Annotated in this window: 18 protein-coding genes and 1 pseudogene; 16 read left to right on the forward strand and 3 right to left on the reverse strand. The window is 47.2% G+C overall.

Annotated elements, in window-relative coordinates; translation table 11 throughout:
* Positions 1–6: 6 nt before the first annotated feature.
* From ABE504_RS15610 to ABE504_RS15625, 4 genes and pseudogenes are all read left to right on the forward strand, one after another.
* On the forward strand, positions 7–1449 hold the full coding sequence (locus ABE504_RS15610; protein WP_430090182.1) for a CoA-acylating methylmalonate-semialdehyde dehydrogenase: 1443 nt from the start codon (positions 7–9) through the stop codon (positions 1447–1449).
* A 416-nt stretch (positions 1450–1865) separates the two neighbouring features.
* Complete coding sequence (locus ABE504_RS15615) at positions 1866–2399, forward strand: HAD-IIIA family hydrolase (RefSeq protein WP_430090184.1); 534 nt, start codon at positions 1866–1868, stop codon at positions 2397–2399.
* A 74-nt stretch (positions 2400–2473) separates the two neighbouring features.
* The gene (locus tag ABE504_RS15620) at positions 2474–3970 is read left to right on the forward strand and encodes a UDP-N-acetylmuramoyl-L-alanyl-D-glutamate--2,6-diaminopimelate ligase (RefSeq protein ID WP_430090186.1); all 1497 of its coding nucleotides are present in this window, start codon (positions 2474–2476) and stop codon (positions 3968–3970) included.
* Between the two features lie 9 nt (positions 3971–3979).
* Positions 3980–4251 (forward strand): annotated as a pseudogene (locus ABE504_RS15625) (GNAT family N-acetyltransferase); the annotation flags it as partial.
* 13 nt (positions 4252–4264) lie between these two features.
* Here ABE504_RS15625 and ABE504_RS15630 read toward each other — a convergent pair.
* The gene (locus ABE504_RS15630) at positions 4265–5023 is read right to left on the reverse strand and encodes a class I SAM-dependent methyltransferase (RefSeq protein WP_430090189.1); all 759 of its coding nucleotides are present in this window, start codon (positions 5021–5023) and stop codon (positions 4265–4267) included.
* Positions 5024–5269: 246 nt separating this feature from the next.
* Between ABE504_RS15630 and ABE504_RS15635 the strand changes: the two genes are divergently transcribed.
* From ABE504_RS15635 to ABE504_RS15645, 3 genes are all read left to right on the forward strand, one after another.
* Entirely contained in the window at positions 5270–5725 is a 456-nt protein-coding gene (locus tag ABE504_RS15635; protein ID WP_430090192.1) for a DinB family protein, read from the forward strand.
* A 484-nt stretch (positions 5726–6209) separates the two neighbouring features.
* Positions 6210–6656: a VanZ family protein gene (locus tag ABE504_RS15640; protein WP_430090195.1), complete on the forward strand. Its 447-nt coding sequence runs from the start codon at positions 6210–6212 to the stop codon at positions 6654–6656.
* A gap of 38 nt (positions 6657–6694) precedes the next feature.
* Positions 6695–6994 carry an LD-carboxypeptidase gene (locus ABE504_RS15645; protein WP_430090198.1) on the forward strand — a complete coding sequence of 100 codons (300 nt, stop codon included), beginning with the start codon at positions 6695–6697 and terminating at the stop codon, positions 6992–6994.
* A gap of 380 nt (positions 6995–7374) precedes the next feature.
* On the opposite strand, the gene ABE504_RS15650 is transcribed toward ABE504_RS15645, so the two are convergent.
* Positions 7375–8313 (reverse strand): AraC family transcriptional regulator N-terminal domain-containing protein, encoded by a 939-nt coding sequence (locus tag ABE504_RS15650; RefSeq protein ID WP_430090201.1) that lies wholly within the window; start codon positions 8311–8313, stop codon positions 7375–7377.
* A gap of 181 nt (positions 8314–8494) precedes the next feature.
* Between ABE504_RS15650 and ABE504_RS15655 the strand changes: the two genes are divergently transcribed.
* The 9 genes from ABE504_RS15655 to ABE504_RS15695 all read left to right on the forward strand — a co-directional run bounded on the left by ABE504_RS15655 (position 8495) and on the right by ABE504_RS15695 (position 19022).
* Positions 8495–9487, forward strand: coding sequence for an aldo/keto reductase (locus tag ABE504_RS15655; RefSeq protein ID WP_430090204.1), 993 nt, complete (start codon positions 8495–8497; stop codon positions 9485–9487).
* A gap of 263 nt (positions 9488–9750) precedes the next feature.
* On the forward strand, positions 9751–12351 hold the full coding sequence (gene ppsA, locus ABE504_RS15660; protein ID WP_430090207.1) for a phosphoenolpyruvate synthase: 2601 nt from the start codon (positions 9751–9753) through the stop codon (positions 12349–12351).
* 110 nt (positions 12352–12461) lie between these two features.
* On the forward strand, positions 12462–12938 hold the full coding sequence (locus ABE504_RS15665; protein WP_430090210.1) for a DinB family protein: 477 nt from the start codon (positions 12462–12464) through the stop codon (positions 12936–12938).
* A 45-nt stretch (positions 12939–12983) separates the two neighbouring features.
* Positions 12984–13856 carry a phosphotransferase family protein gene (locus ABE504_RS15670; protein ID WP_430090213.1) on the forward strand — a complete coding sequence of 291 codons (873 nt, stop codon included), beginning with the start codon at positions 12984–12986 and terminating at the stop codon, positions 13854–13856.
* Positions 13853–14200, forward strand: coding sequence for a VOC family protein (locus ABE504_RS15675; protein ID WP_430090215.1), 348 nt, complete (start codon positions 13853–13855; stop codon positions 14198–14200). The genes ABE504_RS15670 and ABE504_RS15675 overlap by 4 nt, the downstream gene beginning before the upstream one ends.
* A 104-nt stretch (positions 14201–14304) precedes the next feature.
* Positions 14305–14961 (forward strand): HAD family hydrolase, encoded by a 657-nt coding sequence (locus ABE504_RS15680; RefSeq protein ID WP_430090218.1) that lies wholly within the window; start codon positions 14305–14307, stop codon positions 14959–14961.
* Positions 14962–15014: 53 nt separating this feature from the next.
* Positions 15015–15317: a hypothetical protein gene (locus ABE504_RS15685; protein WP_430090221.1), complete on the forward strand. Its 303-nt coding sequence runs from the start codon at positions 15015–15017 to the stop codon at positions 15315–15317.
* Positions 15318–15450: 133 nt separating this feature from the next.
* A complete protein-coding gene (locus tag ABE504_RS15690) occupies positions 15451–17181 on the forward strand; it encodes a polysaccharide lyase 8 family protein (RefSeq protein ID WP_430090223.1) in 1731 nt (576 codons plus the stop codon).
* Positions 17182–17189: 8 nt separating this feature from the next.
* Positions 17190–19022 (forward strand): polysaccharide lyase beta-sandwich domain-containing protein, encoded by a 1833-nt coding sequence (locus ABE504_RS15695; protein ID WP_430090225.1) that lies wholly within the window; start codon positions 17190–17192, stop codon positions 19020–19022.
* A gap of 113 nt (positions 19023–19135) precedes the next feature.
* Here the strand turns inward: ABE504_RS15695 and ABE504_RS15700 are convergent, their stop codons facing one another.
* A complete protein-coding gene (locus tag ABE504_RS15700; protein ID WP_430090227.1) occupies positions 19136–20224 on the reverse strand; it encodes a Gfo/Idh/MocA family protein in 1089 nt (362 codons plus the stop codon).
* Positions 20225–20341 lie beyond the last annotated feature (117 nt).

Consider the following 20341-nt stretch of genomic DNA (forward strand, 5'->3'; position numbering starts at 1 on the left):
GCTGATATGACAGAGGTGAAAAATCTCATTGGCGGCGCCTGGGTGGATGCGGAGGCGGGGGAGCTTCAGGCCGTTTTTAATCCGGCGACGGGGGAGACGATTGCGGAGGTGCCGCTTTCCTCCACATCGGACGTGGATCGGGCGGTCGCGGCAGCGGAAGCCGCTTGGGATGGCTGGCGGCGGACGCCAGTGCCGAAACGGGCACGGGTGCTGTTCAGTTATTGGCAGCTTCTGCAGGCGCATGAGCGTGAGCTGGCCGAGTTGATTACGCTCGAGAATGGCAAAAGCTACAAAGAGGCGCTCGGCGAAGTCTTGCGCGGCATCGAATGTGTGGAATTCGCCGCCGGTGCGCCATCGCACATGATGGGCGCGACGCTCGCGAATATCTCGGCGGAGATGGACTCGGAGCTGTTCCGCGTCCCGCTCGGCGTCGTGGGTGGCATTACACCATTCAATTTCCCCATGATGGTGCCGTGCTGGATGTTCCCGCTGGCAATCTCCTGCGGAAACACGTTCGTTCTGAAGCCGTCCGAGCGGACGCCGCTGACGGCGAACAAGCTGGCTTCCTTGATGGGGGAAGCCGGGCTGCCGGACGGCGTGCTGAACGTCGTGCACGGCGCGCATGACGTCGTGAACGGTTTGACCGCGCATCCTGCCGTCAAAGCGATCTCTTTTGTCGGGTCGCAGCCCGTCGCCAAGTACGTGTACGAGCGCGCGAGCGCCGCCGGCAAGCGCGTGCAGGCGCTCGCCGGCGCCAAAAACCACCACATCGTAATGCCTGACGCTGTGCCGGACAAAACCGTGGAGAACATTATCATGTCCTCCTTCGGCAGTGCCGGCGAGCGCTGCATGGCGTGCTCGGCCGTGGTGTTGGTCGGCGCCGGGGACGCCGTCCTGGAGCCGCTGGTGCGAGCAGCCGAGGGGCTCGTGCTCGGCAGCGGCCTGGATGACGGCGTGTCCCTGACGCCGGTCATCCGCGAGGAGCAGCGCGCGCGTATCAGCGGCTGCATCGCGCAGGGCGTCGCCGAAGGCGCGACGCTGCTGCTCGACGGGCGCACGGCGGCCGCCTGCGCCGGGCCGGGCTACTTCCTCGGCGCGACGCTGTTCGATCATGTCCGGCCGGACATGTCGATTGCGCGCGAGGAGATTTTTGGGCCGGTGCTGTCGATTTTCCGGGCCGCGAGTCTGGATGAAGCGATTGCGATCGTGAATCAATCGCGTTTCGGCAACTCCGCCGTTATCTATACGGAGAATGCGAAGGCGGTCCGCCAATTCCGCGAGGAGGTGGAGGCGGGCATGCTCGGCGTGAACGTCGGGGTGCCGGCGCCGATGGCGTTTTTCCCTTTTTCAGGATGGAAAGACTCATTCTACGGCGACTTGCACGCCAACGGTAAGGATGGGGTGGAGTTTTACACGAAGAAGAAAATGATAACATCGCGTTATTATTGAGCGCGGTTGGCAAGGCGGCTGCCCGGAAGCTGAGGCTTTGGGGCAGTCTTTTTGTGTTTGCTTGACGGGGGATCTGCCCAGGCATCTGTCGAGGTGGTGAGGCAGATGCCTGCGATTCAGCAGGAATTTTTTGCAAAAATGGCGTTTCCAGGGAAATACCTGCGATAAGGCAGTTTTTTTGGACCGATTCCGCTCAAAAGGAGGCTTCTCCCCCAAAATTCCTGCAGAATTGCAGGTATCTTATCGAATGGGGAGGGGCAGGATGGAGATTCCTGCTTAATTGCAGGTTTGGCTGTCTTGGTCTGAATGTACCTGCTAACGGAGTTAATAAAAAAAGGATCTTAACGCATTCATGAAGAAATACTCTGTTGTATAAATTTAACAACGAGGTGCTCGCTAGAAAGGAATGAAACTTGATGTCAAAAATACAAGCTGTGTTTTTAGATCGTGACGGGACGATCGGCGGTACAGGGCATTTTATTCATCCCAGTGAGTTCTCTTTGTACGAAGGCGCTCAAGAAGCAATCAATGCGCTTAAAGCCTCGGGTCTCAAGGTGTTTGCATTTACAAATCAGCACCGAATCTCCCGAGGGCAGGCAAGTATTGAGGATTTTCGGAAACAATTTAAAGATTATGGTTTTGATGACTCGTTCATTTGCCCTCATGGGAGTGACGAACTTTGCGAATGCAAAAAGCCGCGTCCTGGAATGTTACTTGAGGCAGCAGAACAATATGGGCTTGATTTGAAGCATTGTGCAGTAATAGGCGACGTCGGGGATACGGATATGCTAGCGGCACATGCTGTTGGAGCAAAGAAAATATTAGTTAAAACCGGCTGGGGAGAAGCGTCTTTTAAGGACTATCGTTACAAATGGATAGAAGCTGAACCAGAATATATAGCTGAGAATATTCACGATGCGGTGGAATGGATTTTGAAAAATCTCATCTAAATAATTTTTGAAGTAGGAAGCTTACTACACGCGGATGGCGTTATCCGAATAATAGTCGAGGAGGTTTGACGCAAATGAAATTAAGAGAATTGGCAGCACTAGTTCCGAATGCGGTTGTTCAAGGAGACGTGGAGGTTGAAATTACGGGGATCGCCAACCATTCACGGCGTGTTACAGCGGGCGACCTGTTTGTGTGCATCTCTGGAATTCCGGGCTATCAGGAAGATCGGCATCCCTATGCCCATGACGCGGTTCGGGCAGGAGCGGTAGCTGTTATTGCAGAACGAAGTGTTGAGGTCGACGTGCCGTTGATTCTCGTGAAGGATTCGCGGCATGCACTTGCAGTACTCTCAGCGCATTTCCATGAATATCCAAGTAATGAACTGAGGCTGATCGGTGTCACGGGTACGAACGGCAAAACGACGACGGCTCATATGATCGAGGCGATTCTTCGGCATGCAGGCAACAAGACCGGACTGATGGGAAACATAGGCACGAAGATCTGCGACACGCTGTACAAAACGGACATCAACACGCAGGAGCCGCCGATATTACAGGAAAATCTTCGAAGAATGGTTGAAGCTGACTGCGCCTATGCCGTGATGGAAGTGACATCGCAGGGGCTCGATGCCGGTCGGGTGTTAGGCTGCAATTTTCGGACAGCAGTATTAACGAACATTACGCAGGATCATCTTGATTATCACGGTACGATGGATAATTATATTGCCGCGAAAGGGCTACTTTTCTCTCGCCTCGGAAACGGATTCACTGAGGATCCTAAGGCGTGCAAGTTCGCGGTTCTGAACGCAGACGACAAGGCATCCGCCGTTTTTCAGAAACTGACTGCGGCTAATGTGCTGACTTACGGTATCCAAAAGGAGGCAGACGTAAGGGCAGAGGGGATTCGATTAACTGCACGAGGCGTGTTCTTCCGGGTCGTCACATATAAGGGGACAGCTGAAATGCAGATCAATATGGTAGGTACCTTCAACATCTATAATGCACTAGCGGCAATAACGGCTGCGCTCGCCGAGGGTCTGACGCTGGAAACAATTCGGGACGGACTTGCAGCGCTATCAGGCGTATCGGGACGGCTGGAGATCGTTGATGAAGGCCAGCCTTTTCTTGTCCTGGTCGATTACGCTCATACGCCAGACGGACTGGACAATGTGCTTCGTGCCGTCCGGGCGTTTGCGGAGAAACGGGTCATCACAGTATTCGGTTGCGGCGGCGACCGTGATCGGACGAAGCGCCCTATCATGGGTTGCATTGCGGCTGAATACAGCGATTATGTGATCGTAACATCCGACAATCCGCGTTCTGAGGATCCAGAACAGATTCTAACCGACATCGAAGCCGGTATGGGGGATAAGCACGATTCGGCGGGCAACTATGAATTGCTTGTGGATCGCGCGGAGGCCATCGCACGGTCTGTCTCGATGGCGAATCCAGGTGATATCGTCGTCATTGCAGGCAAAGGGCACGAAACGTACCAGATCACGAAGAACGGAATGATCCACTTTGACGATCGCGAGGTTGCGCGGGACGCAATCCGGGAGAGGAATTTGTGATTGCCGAGTATTGGATGGATACGTTACAGTTATTTTTGGGATCATACCCCGTTATGAATATGCTCTGGGTCGACACTTCATTTCGAAATAAAGGAGTTGGAAAAAAGGCAGTTCTCTTTTGGGAAGAGGAGATGAAGAAAAAAGGATTTAAATTAGTGATGACATCCACTTTGGCAAGTGAAGAAGGGCAACACTTTTATAGAAAATTAGGTTATAGGGACTCGGGCTGCTTATTACTTGAGGGTGAACCGTTGGAGATTCTGTTAACAAAGAGTCTTTAGCTGGACTTCTCTTTTATTTATTAGCCAAAATGGTAAATTCCCAGGGGATGTTTTCGTTTTTCCAACCACGATGCTCATCAAATTTCATTAACTTAAAGCCAGAAGTGATCACGGAATTTATGATTTCGCTGAGGGTATAATGCCTAAGCGACACATCAGGGAAGTCTTGTTGCTCTTGTTCAGTGAAATCATGTTTATAAGCTACATCTCCATTATGTAATTCTTCGTCAAAGTAGCTTTGTTGGATTTGATGTTGGATTTTAGCGTTAGAAACGATGCACCTTCTTAAAGGATGAAAGTCACTTAGCACCATTACCCCATCATTTTTAAGTAGTGAAAAGAGAATAGACATGAATTTATCAAGGTCATTGAAATAGTGCAGGATGCCACCTTCTAAATATAGCATGTCAAAATGGCCACTATATGTTTCTAAGTCTATCTCATAGATATCAGTAACCACATAATGTATCGATACATTGGCGGAGTCCGCCAGTTCTAGGGCATACTTTTTATTTTCTTCCGATATATCAAATACAGTTACGTCCGCGCCCAACAGTGCTAATGGCACTGCTTTTCTTCCATTTGAACCGCAAAGATTAGCAATCTTTTTTCCTGTAATCTGTTCAAAATACTGCTTATGTTTTTTTAGCTGAGCTTTGGGATTAGCCAAAATCTGTTTGGCCTTATCCTCAGGGGAACCGTCTCGTCTGTTCCAAAATTCATAGGCTCGATGTTCCCAAGCTATCTTGTTTTTCGCACTTTGTTCATTCATCTTTGACGAATCTCCCTTCAGTATAAATGATTCTGATTTCAAGAAACTGCATACAAATCTAAAGTAACATTCATGATACCATTTATTGGAACATCACGCTATGTGATTTCGCTTGAATCACGGGGGAGGTAGTTGCTTCCTTATTGTTAAACGAACAGGCAGGATAGTTCGAATGATGTGAGAATAACTAATACTAAAACACTGCCATATTTTCAAGTAATCCATGAGACGAAAAGGGGAAGCAGAATGAAGACGATTAAGTGTATGATGGATCACCTATACTGGGCGGACGGACGCATCATGGACGCGCTCGAGGAGAGTAAAACGAAGAATAAGGACCTTTTGAAGTTGATTCGGCATGTCGCGGTTGCGGAACGAGTCTGGCTGTCCCGATTGCAGGGCAAGGGCAGCGCGCAATATTCGTTGTGGGAGGAAGCAGAAGACCTGACGGCGATCCGGAAGATGTTTGAAGAAAATATCGAGCAATATCGCGTCTATATCGAGGAGCTTCAGGAATCCGAGTTGGATGAGATGATCGACTATGCGAACCAGAGCGGGGTTCCGTTCCGAACGTCCGTCCGGGACATCTTGCTCCAGGTCCTCTTACATGGGCAATATCACCGGGGGCAAATCAACCGGGCACTTCGGATCGAATCGGCAGAGCCTGCCCAAGTCGATTACATCACGTTTGCGAGGCTTTAACAGGGTTTAAATATCAGCATCATTTGGATGGTAAGGGCATTGAGCTAACGGAAGACGATATCTGTGGCTTCGCTCTTCTTCATCAGGGCGAAGCCGGTTCTGCGTTCGACTTTTCGAACGAGCAAGAGGAAATCGACCTCATGAATAAGCGGGGGCGACTGGGTAAAGGCGATGCTGAGGCAACTCGAACGCAGGCATACGATGGTGGATAACTTCAAAACCATTCTCGGAATTGAAGAAATGAGTTGGGTCCGCGCAAATCGATTGGAACTGCTTGATTGAATCCTCTATTGGGGAAGTATTGATCCCGAAGGAAATCGGATAGAATTGAAGGATTAGATTTGATGTTCCGTAGGAGAAGAAAAAGAAACCGGAGTTTATTATGAATATACGAGAACGAATTAAAACCATTTTCTTATATAGTGTCTTCATTTGCTACATCGTTTTTTTAATTAAATTATTGATCTTATCGAGGGTTTCACTTTTGGAGATATTTAGTAGTCAAAGGACTTTCCACAGATCAATCAATCTTATTCCTTTTTATAGTATAAGGGAATATATATTTAGCGGTTCTATGACGATAAAAAAATTCGCTTTTAGTAATGTTGTTGGCAATATCGTTATTCTTATTCCTCTCGGTACTTATTTGTCAGTATTCAAAAAGAACAAAAAAGTAATAACCAATCTATTGATCATATGCATTGTGAGTTTATCTGTTGAAATTATTCAGGGGCTTTTTGGTATCGGAGCATCAGACATTGATGACATCATTTTAAATTGTTCGGGTGGCTTGATTGGTATTCTGGGGTATAAGTTTTTAGCGTTTCTATTACGTGATGAGAAAAAAATACGTACCGTCATCACATTACTTTCTGCAATAGGATTACCTGTTATCTTATATTTGTTATTTATGATCAGATTACGTTTATAGTCAGAAAGAAACGTAATGAGGTAAAAGGGGAGTTGCAGATGATTCGCTATCCATTACTACAGGATGGGGTAACTATTGGTGTTACCGCGCCTTCATCGGGAGTGAATGAGCCCTTACATGGGATTGTCAAGCAGGCAATCTGCCGTTTGGAGAAGAAGGGCTACCTGGTGGTTTGCGGGGTGACGGTTTGGACTCAATTTAAAGCAAAATCTGCACCTGCCACTGAAAGGTCATTGGAACATAACGCCTTACTGCAAAAAAATGAGATCGGCATGATTTTTCCACCGTCGGGTGGAGTTGAGGGCAGGCCACTTTGTAGCTGCTCTTTTTGTCGTTAAGCTGTTGGGCAGGATTGCGCAACTTCCAAGTATTGGAATGGTATTAAGTATAACGACGGAGGATGAGAACTTGCACTCTCTCAGAGGACATGAAGTTCAAGGTAGGTTTTTTGAATTGCATAAATTTTAATTTGGAGGGATCATGAAGAAAAAGCATTTGTCATCGGTAGCGGCTATATGGAAATCGAGGTCTATAACGGACTATGGAATCTTTTCGATTTATAGCGATTATTATGAGGACAAGAATCGGGAAAAAATTGAAATAAAAGCAATTGGAATATTTAACACATTTCATAATAAATGACGAATGAAAAATCGTTTCAAACGTGGATATAAGCTTTTTCCCGAGCGCGAATGGGTACGATCATTTGATCAGACACTCAGCATCTTGGGGTATTCCCCGTAAAAGTCGGGGCAACATCGTATCTTTCCCTTAATCGCTTGATATCAGCTCTGGGCGGTAACCCAAACATACGTGAATACTCACGATTAAATTGGGAGGCACTTTCATAGCCTACACGGAACGCGATTTCTGCGGCATCCGCCGATTCTGACATTAACAGCCTGCGAGCTTCTTGCAAGCGCAATTGTTTTTGGAACTGAATAGGGCTCATCGCGGTTACTTCCTTGAAAATTCTGTGCAAAGAAGAAATACTCATATTTGCGAGTTCGGCAAGCTCCTCGATCCGTAATGGTTGATCAAAATGATGGGTGATTTGCTCAATCGTTTCTCTAATCCGATACGTGCTGCTGCCCTCCATGGCGATCTGTGCCAGTGTACTTCCATATTGGCCGTGGAGAAGTCTGAACAAGATTTCTTTTTTATAGAGTGGAGCAAGAAACGGAATTTCTTTGGGATCGTCCAATAGACGAGCAAATCTAAGAATCGCATCAAGCAAGGAATCTTGCATCTGACCGACAAATAGAGCCCGCTTGGCATTTTCTTTTGAAGAAATATGGATATCTGCGCTCTGTAAGACTTCTAAAATTTCATGCTGCGTAAATTCAAGCTTCAGGCTCAAGTAAGGAATTTCTGCAGATGCTTGAATGACTTGGCCGATGACCGGTAAATGCATGGATGAAATTAGGAAGTCAGCAGGCCCATATTCAAAGCGTTCTTGCGCGAGAAAAATTTCTTTTAAACCTTGCGCTATGACGCATAAGGAAGGTTTATACACTCTGTAGACGGGCTCCGTCGGTTTTGTATGGTAAATCATAAATAAAGATGGCATAGCGGTTTGATTCATGCCTTTGGCTTTTGCATGACGCCCAATCAGCTCGGCTAGTTCATCTTGTTTTTTTGTTGTTTTCTCCAGCATAGAACCTCCACTTTGACATGACATGTATTTGCATTTATTATAGAGCATTTTCCGATGAATTGCAGTGGAAGTGAGAGAAATAGGCAATCATATGGCACGATTGTGAAAACGCGTTTGCACCAATTCGTTGCATAATAGGAAGGGCATAGTGTCAAAATGATGAAAGAAAGGGAGATCACACATGCAATTGCGTAAACTCGGTCATAGCGGATTAGAGGTTTCAACGATTGGATTAGGCTGCATGGGGATGAGTCAGAGCTTCGGACCGTTGCCGGAAAAGAAAGATGCAATTTCACTCATTCAGGCCGCGGTTGACCGCGGAGTCAATTTTTTTGATACGGCTGAAGTGTATGGTCAATCGCATCATAATGAAGAGTTAGTCGGGGAAGCCCTCGCTCCTTATAAAGGAAAAGTCCATATTGCTACGAAGTTTGGCATTAAAGTCGTGGATGGCAAACAAGTGCTTAGCAGCAAGCCGGAAATTATCAGACAATCCGTTGAGGGTTCACTTCAGCGTCTAAAAGTTGAAACGATTGATCTTTATTATCAACATCGCGTTGATCCCGACGTGCCGATCGAAGAGGTAGCAGGAGTTATCAAGGACCTTATTGCCGAAGGAAAAATCAAATATTGGGGACTTTCTGAAGCAGGGGTTGAAACGATCCGTCGCGCACACGCGGTACATCCTCTTGCGGCTGTTGAAAGTGAATACTCCATGATGTGGAGAAGTCCGGAAGCGGAATTGCTGCCTGCTCTTGAAGAATTGGGCATTGGTTTTGTACCTTTTGCACCATTAGGCAAGGGATTTCTTACCGGGACGATCGATAAGCATACAACTTTCGGCAGTGACGACTTCCGAAGCAAACAGCCTCGATTCCACTTGGAGAATCTCGAAGCGAACCAAGTTTTAGTGGATCTGATAAGAAATGTGGCCTTAGCGAAGAACGCGACACCTGCTCAAATTGCGCTTGCCTGGGTGCTTGCGCAACACGCATGGATTGTGCCGATCCCTGGAACACGCAAATTAGATCGGCTGGAGGAAAACCTAGGCGCTGTTAACATTACACTGAGCCCGGAAGAGTTGAGCGATTTAAACACGGCGCTTTCGAAGATCAAGGTTGTTGGGGATCGCTATCCAGCAGGTTCAGACTATGCCAAAAGAACGGGTAAGTAATTCATAATGGCGATATCATTCAATCAGGTAAAAGGAAGTTTGCTAAAATAGTAGTTGTGTAACTTGAGTTTCGCCAAAAAAAGAACCTCGACAGAAATTGTCGGGTTCTTCGTATTGCATATCAATAGGCACGATGCTATAATCAATTCACGACCGTCAAATGATAAATGGACATAATTAATTCATCTTACAAATTAATCTTATCATGACGGTAAGCTCTTTGTCAAATGGTTTTTCAAATTTCATGGTTAGGGGAGATAGGAATGCGATCTTTGGTTCTCGGCTTTCAGGAAATGGATAAATCGCAGCTAGCGCTCGTCGGTGGAAAAGGGTTGAATTTAGGGGAACTATCTAAATTTCCAGGCATTCAAGTCCCCAAAGGATTCTGCGTGACAACAGTCGGCTATCGTGAAGCCATCGCCCACAACGAAACGTATCATGCTTTGTTGAAGCAGCTAGCTGAGTTGAAAGCGGACGATCGAGATCGGATCGCGGAAATCAGCGGGAAGATTCGCCAAATCATTACCGAAGCCGCAATTCCTTCCGATGTTGTGGAAGCCGTGAGTTACTATATCTCCCAGTTTGGCGAGGAACATGCTTACGCGGTACGTTCCAGTGCAACTGCTGAGGATTTGCCGCACGCTTCTTTTGCAGGGCAGCAAGATACTTTTTTAAATATAATCGGCCGCGACGCCATTCTGCAGCATATCAGCCTATGCTGGGCTTCGCTATTTACAGATCGTGCGGTTATTTACCGCATGCAAAATGGATTCGATCACAGCCAAGTGTATGTATCCGTCATCGTTCAAAAGATGGTATTCCCACAGGCTTCGGGGATTGTCTTCACCGCGGATCCCATGACCTCGAACCGAAAGCTGCTGTCCATCGATGCCAGTTATGGCCTCGGCGAAGCGCTGGTTTCGGGCTTGGTCTCCGCCGATTCTTATCAAGTAAGGGAAGGGAGGATCGTCAATAAACGAATCGCAACCAAGAAATTGGCGATCTACGGACGGAAAGAAGGAGGAACTGAGACACGGGAGCTTGATGCTGAACAACAAGTGGCGCAAACTCTTACCGACTCGCAAATTGTACAGTTGGCGCAGATAAGCAGGCAGATCGAAGCGCATTTTGGCAGCCCGCAGGATATAGAATGGTGCCTGGCTGATGATCTATTTTATATTGTCCAGAGCCGGCCAATCACGACGTTATTTCCGATCCCTGAAGCGAAGGATGCCGAGAATCATGTCTATATTTCCGTTGGACACCAACAAATGATGACTGATTCTATCAAGCCATTGGGATTGTCGATGTACCTGTTAACAACGTCTGCTCCGATGAAAAACGCCGGCGGACGGTTGTTTGTTGACGTGACGCCCATGCTGGCTTCGCCTGCCAATAGGGAAACTCTTTTAAATATGTCAGGACAATCCGATCCCCTTACCAAAGATGCCTTGATGACGATCGTAGAACGTAAGGGGTTTATCAAAGAGTTGCCGGATGCGCAAACAGCGCCAATGCCGAACAGAAACAATACGGATATGCTCGCGCAATTTGACGAAGAGCCGTCCCTTGTTGCTGACTTGATCAACCTCAACCAAGCTTCGATTGAAGCGTTGAAAGAAAACATCCAAACGAAATCAGGCGTAGCCTTGTTCGATTTTATTGCGGAAGATTTGGAGCAGTCTAAGAAGGTTTTGTTTGAACCGCGAAGTATACGTATCATTATGGCGGGTATGAATGCCGCGGCCTGGCTCAACCAAAACATGAAGGCGTGGTTAGATGAAGATGCAGCTGCAGATACGCTTGCTCAATCTGTCGAGGGCAATATTACTTCACAGATGGGGCTTGCGCTAATGGAAGTTGCTGATCGGATTCGTCCTTATCCAGAGGTTATTGAGTATTTACAACATGTCCAAGAGACAACCTTCTGGGAAGATCTGAGTCGATTGGATGGAGGGCAGGAGGCACGAGACGCCATCTCCGGTTATCTCAGCAAATATGGCATGCGCTGCGCCGGTGAGATCGATATGACTAGAACGCGGTGGAGCGAAAAACCGACTGCGCTTGTTCCCATGATTTTGACGAATATCAAAAACTTCGAGCCGAATGCCGGCAAAAGAAAATTCGAGCAGGGCCTACAGGAGGCTTTGGAGAAAGAACAGGTGTTATTAACGAAATTGCGGCAATTGCCGGAGGGGGAGCAAAAAGCTGCAGAAACCAAACGCATCATCGACATCCTCCGGAATTTCAGCGGTTATCGGGAGTATCCCAAGTATGGCATGGTGAACCGTTATTTCGTCTATAAGCAGGCTTTGCTGAAGGAAGCGGAGCGACTCGTACAAGCTGGCCTTATTCATGAAAAAGAAGACATATACTATCTCTTTTTCGAAGAACTTCGCGAAGTCGTGCGGACCCATCAAGCAGACTATCGGACCATCTCACAGCGAAAAGACGATTACAAGTTATTTGACAAATTAACGCCGCCGCGTGTGATTACGTCGGATGGCGAAATCGTTACTGGCAAGTATAATCGGGAAAATCTCCCGGCCGGAGCTCTTGTAGGCCTGCCCGTTTCCTCCGGTGTGATCGAGGGACGAGCGCGTGTTATCCTCAACATGGAGGAGGCGGATATAGAAGATGGTGATATTTTGGTTACCACCTTTACGGATCCAAGCTGGACGCCATTGTTTGTTTCAATCAAAGGGCTGGTCACCGAAGTTGGAGGCTTGATGACGCACGGAGCGGTTATCGCGCGTGAATATGGCCTGCCGGCTGTTGTCGGCGTGGAACATGCGACCACACGGATTCAAGATGGGCAGCGGATCCGCGTGCATGGAACGGAAGGGTATGTTGAGATTTTGTAACATCTGAAAAACCGCGAGCCTCTGCGCAACTTCGTGCAGAGGCTGTTTGTATGTTTACTTGCCCAGAATTATCCAGTACTATAAGTGTAAACAGACGAGGAGTGATGACGATGGAGCACTATTTATTTAAACAGTTGGCATTTGTAAGAAGCCAAACTTTGAAATTGATGGAGGGAGTCACAGAGGAAAACGCAGACGTGATCCCCGAAGGCTTCCGAAATTCGATTCGCTGGAATTTAGGGCACATTTATGTTGTCTTAGAACGCTTCGCCTTTCAATACATAGGGCTCCCGCAGCACTTGCCCAGAGGGTTTAAAGAACAGTTTGAATACGGTACTTCACCTGGAAACAAGACAGATTCCACACCCGTTCCGACCCTGCAAGAGCTGGAACTTCTCCTAAAAGAGCAACTGGAGCGGATACGTGCAAGTTTGGAGCATCGTTTGCAGGAAAAGATTATCCCGCCTTATACGACGTCTGCTGGCATGACATTGGAAACGCCGGAACAGTTTCTCAGCTTTAATTTATACCATGAGGGCATGCATTTGAGCGTGATTAAACTTTATAAATCGTTGTTATCGCGTTAAACGGTGGATATGATACAACTTGAAGGTAAGGAAGCGGGAAAAACGATGAATGACCTATTGGCAGGTATTGAGTGGCATGAACCCAACTCAATGATAAACAACCTGATTGCTGCCGGGGCTGAATTGACGTTTAGTCAACTTTCTCCTGGTTTTGAGGCGGATGTGGTTAAGATTACGCAGGGGGAGAACCATTTTGTATTGAAGGTGTGGAACAAACATTCGAAACCCGACGTATTGCGCCAATTTCGCCTTTTGGAAGCTCTTCATCGCCAGGGAATTCGCGTATCCGAGCCAATCGGCTATGGGCGAACGAAAACGGGGGACAGTGTGTTGTTGACCTGCTATCACGGCACCCCAGTGATGAAGGTGAATCCGAGCATTTTTAAGAAAATTACCGCGGTGTTCGCCGATATTCACCGGTTGCCTCTGGATGGACTGGAGAGCGACGTGCTGGTCAGGAATGATTTTGTTGGGTATTTCTTCCCTGGGATTGAGGCATTTCCGGCGATGAAAGAGGAACTAATTCGTCTTGTCGCTTCCGCGGATATGAGAATGGACCGATTAATTCACGGTGATTTCAATCTCGGCAATATTTTAGAAGAGAATGGACAATATACAGTGATAGACTGGACGAACGGACAATTAGGGGACTCCAGGTATGATTTAGCGTGGGCTTGTCTGCTTCTGCAAATCTATTTGAGCGAGAGTAAAAGTCTTACCTTTTTGTATAAATATCAAGAGGAAATACCTGTGGCAACCGAGGAGTTGGAGATTTTTGAAGCGCTTGCCTGCTTGAGGTGGCTGCTGCTCGACCGAACCGCTGGAGTGCCTAAAGGACCGGATACGATGAAGAAGGTAAGGAAAATCGTGAGGGGTAATGGATTTTTAAATGAGCGTGTGGGGAGCCAGATACAATGATAAAAGGTTTTGGCGGAATATTTTGGAGAACTAAGAATCTTGAAGTTGTGAAGCAATGGTACAGCGAAGTGTTGAGGATTGAAATCGGAGATTGGAATGGGGCTATGATCAAAGCCGAATCAGGGAATGAGACGATCTTTTCATTTTTTACCGAGGACGACAGCTATTTTCCATCAGAACAACAAGTGATGTTAAATTTCCAAGTGCATAGTATAGAGGAGACGATTCAGCATCTTAAACAGATTGGCGTACCTCTTGCAAAGAAAAAGGAGGCGGGGGATTTTGGAAAGTTTATTTGGATTGAAGATCCGGAAGGTCGACTGATCGAGCTTTGGGAGAAATAACGTTTAACATATAAACGCAGACCCGCAGCCGTGTTGCTGTGGGTCTTTCTCTAAGGATACGGAAGTTAGAAGTCATGAATATATTTGCAAAGGAGTGTTTTTCCATGGCCACTGATCTAATCTTATTTGACTTTGATGGTACGCTTGCCGACACATTACCTTTTTCTTTTGCTGCATTTAAAGCAGTTTTCAAAAAATATGATGGAAAAGATGTTAGCAATGATGCGCTGATTTCCATGTTTGGTCCTACAGAAGATGACATTATTGCGATGAATTTTCAAAATAAAGCGTTCGTTCATCAAGCCATACAGGAATACTATGATTTATATGGTCAAGGCCACTCAAACATGAATGAAATCGATTCAATTATAGCGTTACTTGAGCTGCTCAAAGAAAATAATAAACAAATTGCAGTTATTACTGGAAAAAGTCGGAGAGGGTTTGATATCTCTTCAGAAGCATTGAAAATCTCGCATTATTTTGATTATGTCGTAACTGGGAATGATGTTGCCAAGGCTAAGCCTGATCCCGAGGGCGTATATAAAGCTATGCATTTTTTTGGAGTGAAAGTCGAGAACGTGGTATTCCTAGGCGATAGTAATGCAGATATTGTTGCGGGGAAATCGGCAGGGGTTCGAACCTACGCGGTTCAATGGTTATCTACCTATCAAAGTACGGTCTATGACAGAAATCCTGATGCTATTTTCTCAAACACAGCAGAATTTATTGCCCTTTTAGAGGCTGAAGGGTCTTTGCGCTAAGGAACGATCCTGGCTTAACAAGCTAAGTTTGTACCGAATAGGAGATCAATGACATGGCTTTCGGAATTTCGAGAGACGAACTAAATGAATGGAAGAGCAAATGCTTGCAGGGGGAGATTGCCTTTTTGACGCATTATTGGGTAGAACCTCGCTTCCCGGGCGTGAAGACGATCACTAAGGTGGGCTGCTGTGATCTGGAACGATTGAAGGAATGGTGCTTGGCAAATCGATTAAATCCAAGTTACATACATCTTCGTGATAAATATCCACACTTTGATCTGATAGGGAACAAGCAGATTGAAATTTTAAAAAGGGAACATTTGACCGATCATCTGATCAGATTCAAGCTTTGCTAAGATGAATAACCCTAAACGAACAACATGTTAACCGAACAAAAACTTGTATATTGTTTAAATACGCAATAACCGAGTACGATCCAAGAGGAATATTCTAGTGGAATATTCGATTACCTAACGAAAGGGGTTATTTATGTTATTGCGTAAAAACGTATTTTTGAAAGCGCTTGTATTGGTGTTGGTTCTGGTTGTCCATGTGGCGGCGCTCCCCAGTCAACCTGCCTATGCGGCAGATGAGTATGACGCTTTACGAGCTAGAATTTACGATTTTACAACAGGAGGGTCTACGTACGATACGAATGACTCGGACATCAGTACCAAAATCGCCAATATTACGTCGCTGGCGCAGACAAACTGGACTTCGATGAATAAGGCTGCAGGAAGAACCTATCTGTGGAGTGATTTGGCCTCGACAACGGAGTCAGAGCACGTGTCCCAAAGCTATCAGCGGTTAGAGGCGATGACACTCGCTTATGTAACAAGAGGTTCAACGCTTGAGAATAACGCAACTTTGCGAGCGGACATTATCAGCGCCATGGATTGGATGTATACGAATCGCTATAATACCAGCGTACCGAAAAGGGGTTACGACAATTGGTTTGACTGGCAGGTGACTTCACCGCTGGTGATCAATAACATCACGATTTGGTTGTATAACTATTTATCACCAACACAGATTAGCAATTGGCATGCCGTCATCGACTATCAAGCGCTTGCTTGGGGAGCGGGTCTAACCGGAGCCAATCGCGTATGGGCTTGCTACATTAAAATTACGAGCGGCATTATCGTTAAGAACAGCGCCAAGATTATAGAGGGCAGAGACCAGCTAAGCTCGGTATTTGATTATGTAACTTCGGGTGAAGGGGTGTACAGCGATGGTTCCTTTATTCAACATACCGCGCTCATTCCCTACAACGGGGGATATGGCACAGCTTTGCTCGATAATTTGACTAAATTGATGTATGTCGTAGCTGGGTCCTCGTGGGATATCGTAGATCCCGATGTGAATAACATTTATCAATGGATTTATACGGCTTTTGAACCGCTTTATTATAATAACTCCATGTTTGATGATGTCAGAGGAAGAGGTATAGCTGGGTTTAGAGACGATGATAAAGGATTAACTTCTATAAAAGCAATTGGGCCTTCCGTGGTTCGGATGGCACTCTCCGCACCCAATGCCAGCGATCGGGCAGCCTATAAATCGATGGTTAAAAAATGGTTGCTGGAGGCCACTTCGCCTACGAAGTATGCGGATTTGGTTATGATGAGCGATATCGTACAAGCGAAGCAAATCGAGGCTGATCCATCCGTTACCCCGAGAGCACCGCTAATCATGAACAAACAATACCCGAGTATGGCGAGAGCTGTACACCATAGACCGGGATTTGCCTTTGGCATCAGCATGTCTTCCAATAGAATCGGCAATTATGAAATGATTAATGATGTTAATCTAAGGGGTTGGCATACCGGAGACGGGATGACCTATCTGTATAATTCGGATTTGAAACAATATAAAGATTCCTTCTGGCCTACTGTCAATAGTTATCGCATGCCAGGTACGACCGTCAATCAGAATACGACGGCAACGGCTAACGCCAAAAATCCGAATAGCTGGGTCGGAGGCACAGAAATCTCAGGCTTGTACGGAGCGACTGGCATGCAATACACGGCCAATGGCTACACGCTCACAGCGAAAAAATCCTGGTTTATGTTTGATGATGAAATCGTGAATTTAGGTTCCGGCATTACGTCTACAGACAATAAAGTTGTCGAAACGATTGTCGATAACCGCAAGCTGAACAGCAGCGGAAACAATACGCTCACGGTCAACGGTGCAGCGAAATCATCTGCTCTCGGTTGAGCGAAACGATGACGGGGGTAAATCGCATTCATTTGGCCGGAAGTGTAGCCGGCTCGGATGTTGGTTACTACTTCCCAACGACAACAACGCTGAAAGGATTGCGTGAAGCGCGAACAGACCAATGGTCAAGCATCAATCTCTACAATCTTGGCACCGATTACACCACGAATGTTACACGCAACTATATGAATTTATGGTTCGATCACGGTACAAATCCGACAAACGGTCAATACGCCTATGTGCTGCTGCCTGGCAAGACCAGCAATGAAGTGGATACGTATGCCGCTAACCCGGACATCACGGTCATTGAGAACTCAGGTGCGGCACAAGCTGTGCAGGAAAATGCCCTGGGCATCCTAGCAGTTAACTTCTGGAATGATGCAGTAAAAACGGTGAGCGGCGTCACGAGCAACAAAAAAGCGTCCGTGATGGTTCGCACGACGGAGAACGGAACCGAAGTTTCCGTAGCCGACCCTACGATGGCGAATACGGGCACAATTCAACTTACGCTTACGCAGAATCTTGGACCTGTGGTTTATAAGGATTCGCGGATTACGGCCAGTACAAGCGGCGGTACAACCACGCTTACGGTCAATGTGAATGGTGCCGGTGGCAAAAGCATCGAGGCTTATTTTGCGACTCCATTGGCTGGTCAAATTACCGGTTACACGGTGAACGAAAATTTTGACGAGATGACGCTTGGTACATTGACAGGTCAAGATGGCTGGATTTTCAATAACGCCGGCGTGGCAGCGAATACCGTTGTTGTACAGCCTGACAATGCTGACAACACGGCCAAATCGCTGAAAGTCACAACAGGCTCGACATCCGGCAGCGCGGAAGCATACCGCCTTTTTAACGCCCCACAAGGAGGATATATTACAGCGGAAGCCACTGTCACGGTGGATGATGCTAACTGGAAGAATGCGCTCATTGTGGCAGACAGCAGCTTAACGTCCAACAATAATGCTGCTCATCTTGTGATGCAAGCGGGCAAAATTTGGGGCTATAACGGCAGCACGAAAACCGATGTGTTAACGGGGATCACGAACGGCCAACCGTACCGCCTAAAAGTCGTGATCAATACATCTACGAAAAAATACGATGTCTATGTCAACGATGCGCTGCTGGCGACGAACTGGGATTACCGCTACGCGGTGAATACGCTCGATAAGTTCTCTGCCTCGATCGCCGGGAATGCCAGCTCGATGCGTGTTGACAATGTGAAAGTATCCTATGAACCCCTTACGTTAGTCAAACTGATTAATGAAGACTTTAATGGCATGACAGCTGGCAATTTGAATGGACAAAACGGTTGGGTGTTCGATAATGGAGGTATAGCAGGTAATACAGGTATCGTTCAGACCAAGAGCGGATCGCCGAACGACAAAGCGGTTCAATTGACAACAACCTCAACGAGCGGGAAAGCTGAAGCCTATAAGGTGTTCAACGCGCCAGCAGGGAGTATAATTATGGCAGAAGCGACAGTAACCGCGGATGATAACAATTGGAAAAATGCCTTGATCGTTGCAGACAGCTCACTTACCTCGAATGGCAGCGCCGCCCATCTCATCATGCAGAACGGCAGAATCTGGGGGTATAACGGCGGTACTCAAACGAACGTATTGACCTCAATTACGAACGGTGTGCCTTATCGTCTAAAGGTGGTCATCAATACGGCTACTAAAAAGTTTGATGTATACGTAAATGGTGAACTGAAGGCTTCACAATGGAATTATCGTTATTCCGGAGTGACGAAGGTTGACAAGGTGAGTTCATCGATAGGTGGCAATGCCAGCTCAATGCATGTTGATGATGTCAAGGTCAGCTATACTCCGTAACAATCAAGTTCTACAATGATAACATAAGAGTTGGGAGCTATCAGTCACAAATGCGCCGTGCGCAAGGCCGCCAAGTTGGCAGCCTCATGCACGGCGTTTGTTTATTTTTGCATTTAGAATTCAGGGATCATAATGTCCACTTCTTTGCGGGTTTCGGAGGAACGTAGAATGCCGTCGATAATAGCCTGATTGAACAGGATCTGTTCGGCAGGAATTGGCGCTGGTCTTTCTTCGCGAATTGCTAGGACGAAATCGTTCACTTTTTCAAAAAACCGATCTACCTGATGCTGGAGTACAGGGATATTGGTCTCGACGTGTCTCCCGATTTCGTCATGATACATCGTGATCGAGCCTACGCCGCCGTCCCAAACGCCGTTCCACGGGCTGCCGTTATAAGGTGTGGTGACTTTCAGCCCGGCGTCAGTGCCTAGAAAATACGAAGCGCCGAGCGTGTCCATGTGCATCGCCCAAGAGATTTTGAACTGCAAGGTAATGTCTCCTTCGAGGCGGATAAAGGCGGCGCCGAAATCTTCGACCTCAAAGGCGGACGCTTCTTTGTGATACTTCGGATTGGTCCCGAAGTAATTGGAGGTAACGGCTGAGACGGTGAGCGGCTTCGGATACCCGAGCGCATTGAGCGCCATATCCAGTGAATAACAGCCGATATCAGCCATAGCGCCAGCGCCGGCGAGTTCCTTTTTAATGAAGGTGCCGCCCGGCATGCCTCTGCGACGCCCGCCTCCGGTTTCTACATAATAAACTTTGCCGAGCTTTCCAGACTGGACCAGATCTTTGATGGCAACCATATTGGGATCATAGCGGGGCTGGAAGCCGACGCTTAGCATTTTGCCTGTCTGCTTGGAGGCTTGAACCATCTCAACACCTTGCTGCAGTGTAACGGAAAGCGGCTTTTCGACTAGCACGTGCTTGCCTGCCTGCAGCGCATCGATGCTTGCCCGGTGATGGGCCACGTTCGGCGTACATACGCTGACGCCATCCAGATTCAGCTCTAGCATTCGGTTAAGATCCTCGAACGCTGCTGCGCCCTGCAGCTCATGATTGGCGATAAATTGCTCCGCCTTACCGGGAAGAATGTCAGCAATGGCGACAATTTCGACGTCTGGTATTTGCTTATAAGCTTTCGCATGCGCACCGGCAATGCCGCCGCTGCCGATAATGCCAATTCGAATATTTGATTTCATTCGTGATGCCTCCAGTTCTTAAATAAGATGCTCTCTTCATTATATCGTAGCGGGTAGCAGAGGGTAGTCCGAGGAGGCGTCGCGCTAGGTGCAAAAAGATGACACGATAGGAAAGGC

Source organism: Paenibacillus oryzisoli, from assembly GCF_050467285.1.
GTDB lineage: Bacteria > Bacillota > Bacilli > Paenibacillales > NBRC-103111 > Paenibacillus_E > Paenibacillus_E oryzisoli_A.

Excerpts from the sequence above, each read along its gene's own strand:
- ABE504_RS15670 (WP_430090213.1), top strand. The coding sequence starts at position 12,984 with ATGAATGACCTATTGGCAGGTATTGAGTGGCATGAACCCAACTCAATG.
- ABE504_RS15615 (WP_430090184.1), top strand. The coding sequence starts at position 1,866 with ATGTCAAAAATACAAGCTGTGTTTTTAGATCGTGACGGGACGATCGGC.
- ABE504_RS15610 (WP_430090182.1), top strand. The coding sequence starts at position 7 with ATGACAGAGGTGAAAAATCTCATTGGCGGCGCCTGGGTGGATGCGGAG.
- ABE504_RS15700 (WP_430090227.1), bottom strand. The coding sequence starts at position 20,224 with ATGAAATCAAATATTCGAATTGGCATTATCGGCAGCGGCGGCATTGCC.
- ABE504_RS15645 (WP_430090198.1), top strand. The coding sequence starts at position 6,695 with ATGATTCGCTATCCATTACTACAGGATGGGGTAACTATTGGTGTTACC.
- ABE504_RS15675 (WP_430090215.1), top strand. The coding sequence starts at position 13,853 with ATGATAAAAGGTTTTGGCGGAATATTTTGGAGAACTAAGAATCTTGAA.
- ABE504_RS15695 (WP_430090225.1), top strand. The coding sequence starts at position 17,190 with ATGACGGGGGTAAATCGCATTCATTTGGCCGGAAGTGTAGCCGGCTCG.
- ABE504_RS15665 (WP_430090210.1), top strand. The coding sequence starts at position 12,462 with ATGGAGCACTATTTATTTAAACAGTTGGCATTTGTAAGAAGCCAAACT.
- ABE504_RS15680 (WP_430090218.1), top strand. The coding sequence starts at position 14,305 with ATGGCCACTGATCTAATCTTATTTGACTTTGATGGTACGCTTGCCGAC.
- ABE504_RS15630 (WP_430090189.1), bottom strand. The coding sequence starts at position 5,023 with ATGAATGAACAAAGTGCGAAAAACAAGATAGCTTGGGAACATCGAGCC.
- ABE504_RS15635 (WP_430090192.1), top strand. The coding sequence starts at position 5,270 with ATGAAGACGATTAAGTGTATGATGGATCACCTATACTGGGCGGACGGA.
- ppsA (WP_430090207.1), top strand. The coding sequence starts at position 9,751 with ATGCGATCTTTGGTTCTCGGCTTTCAGGAAATGGATAAATCGCAGCTA.
- ABE504_RS15650 (WP_430090201.1), bottom strand. The coding sequence starts at position 8,313 with ATGCTGGAGAAAACAACAAAAAAACAAGATGAACTAGCCGAGCTGATT.
- ABE504_RS15685 (WP_430090221.1), top strand. The coding sequence starts at position 15,015 with ATGGCTTTCGGAATTTCGAGAGACGAACTAAATGAATGGAAGAGCAAA.
- ABE504_RS15655 (WP_430090204.1), top strand. The coding sequence starts at position 8,495 with ATGCAATTGCGTAAACTCGGTCATAGCGGATTAGAGGTTTCAACGATT.
- ABE504_RS15620 (WP_430090186.1), top strand. The coding sequence starts at position 2,474 with ATGAAATTAAGAGAATTGGCAGCACTAGTTCCGAATGCGGTTGTTCAA.
- ABE504_RS15690 (WP_430090223.1), top strand. The coding sequence starts at position 15,451 with ATGTTATTGCGTAAAAACGTATTTTTGAAAGCGCTTGTATTGGTGTTG.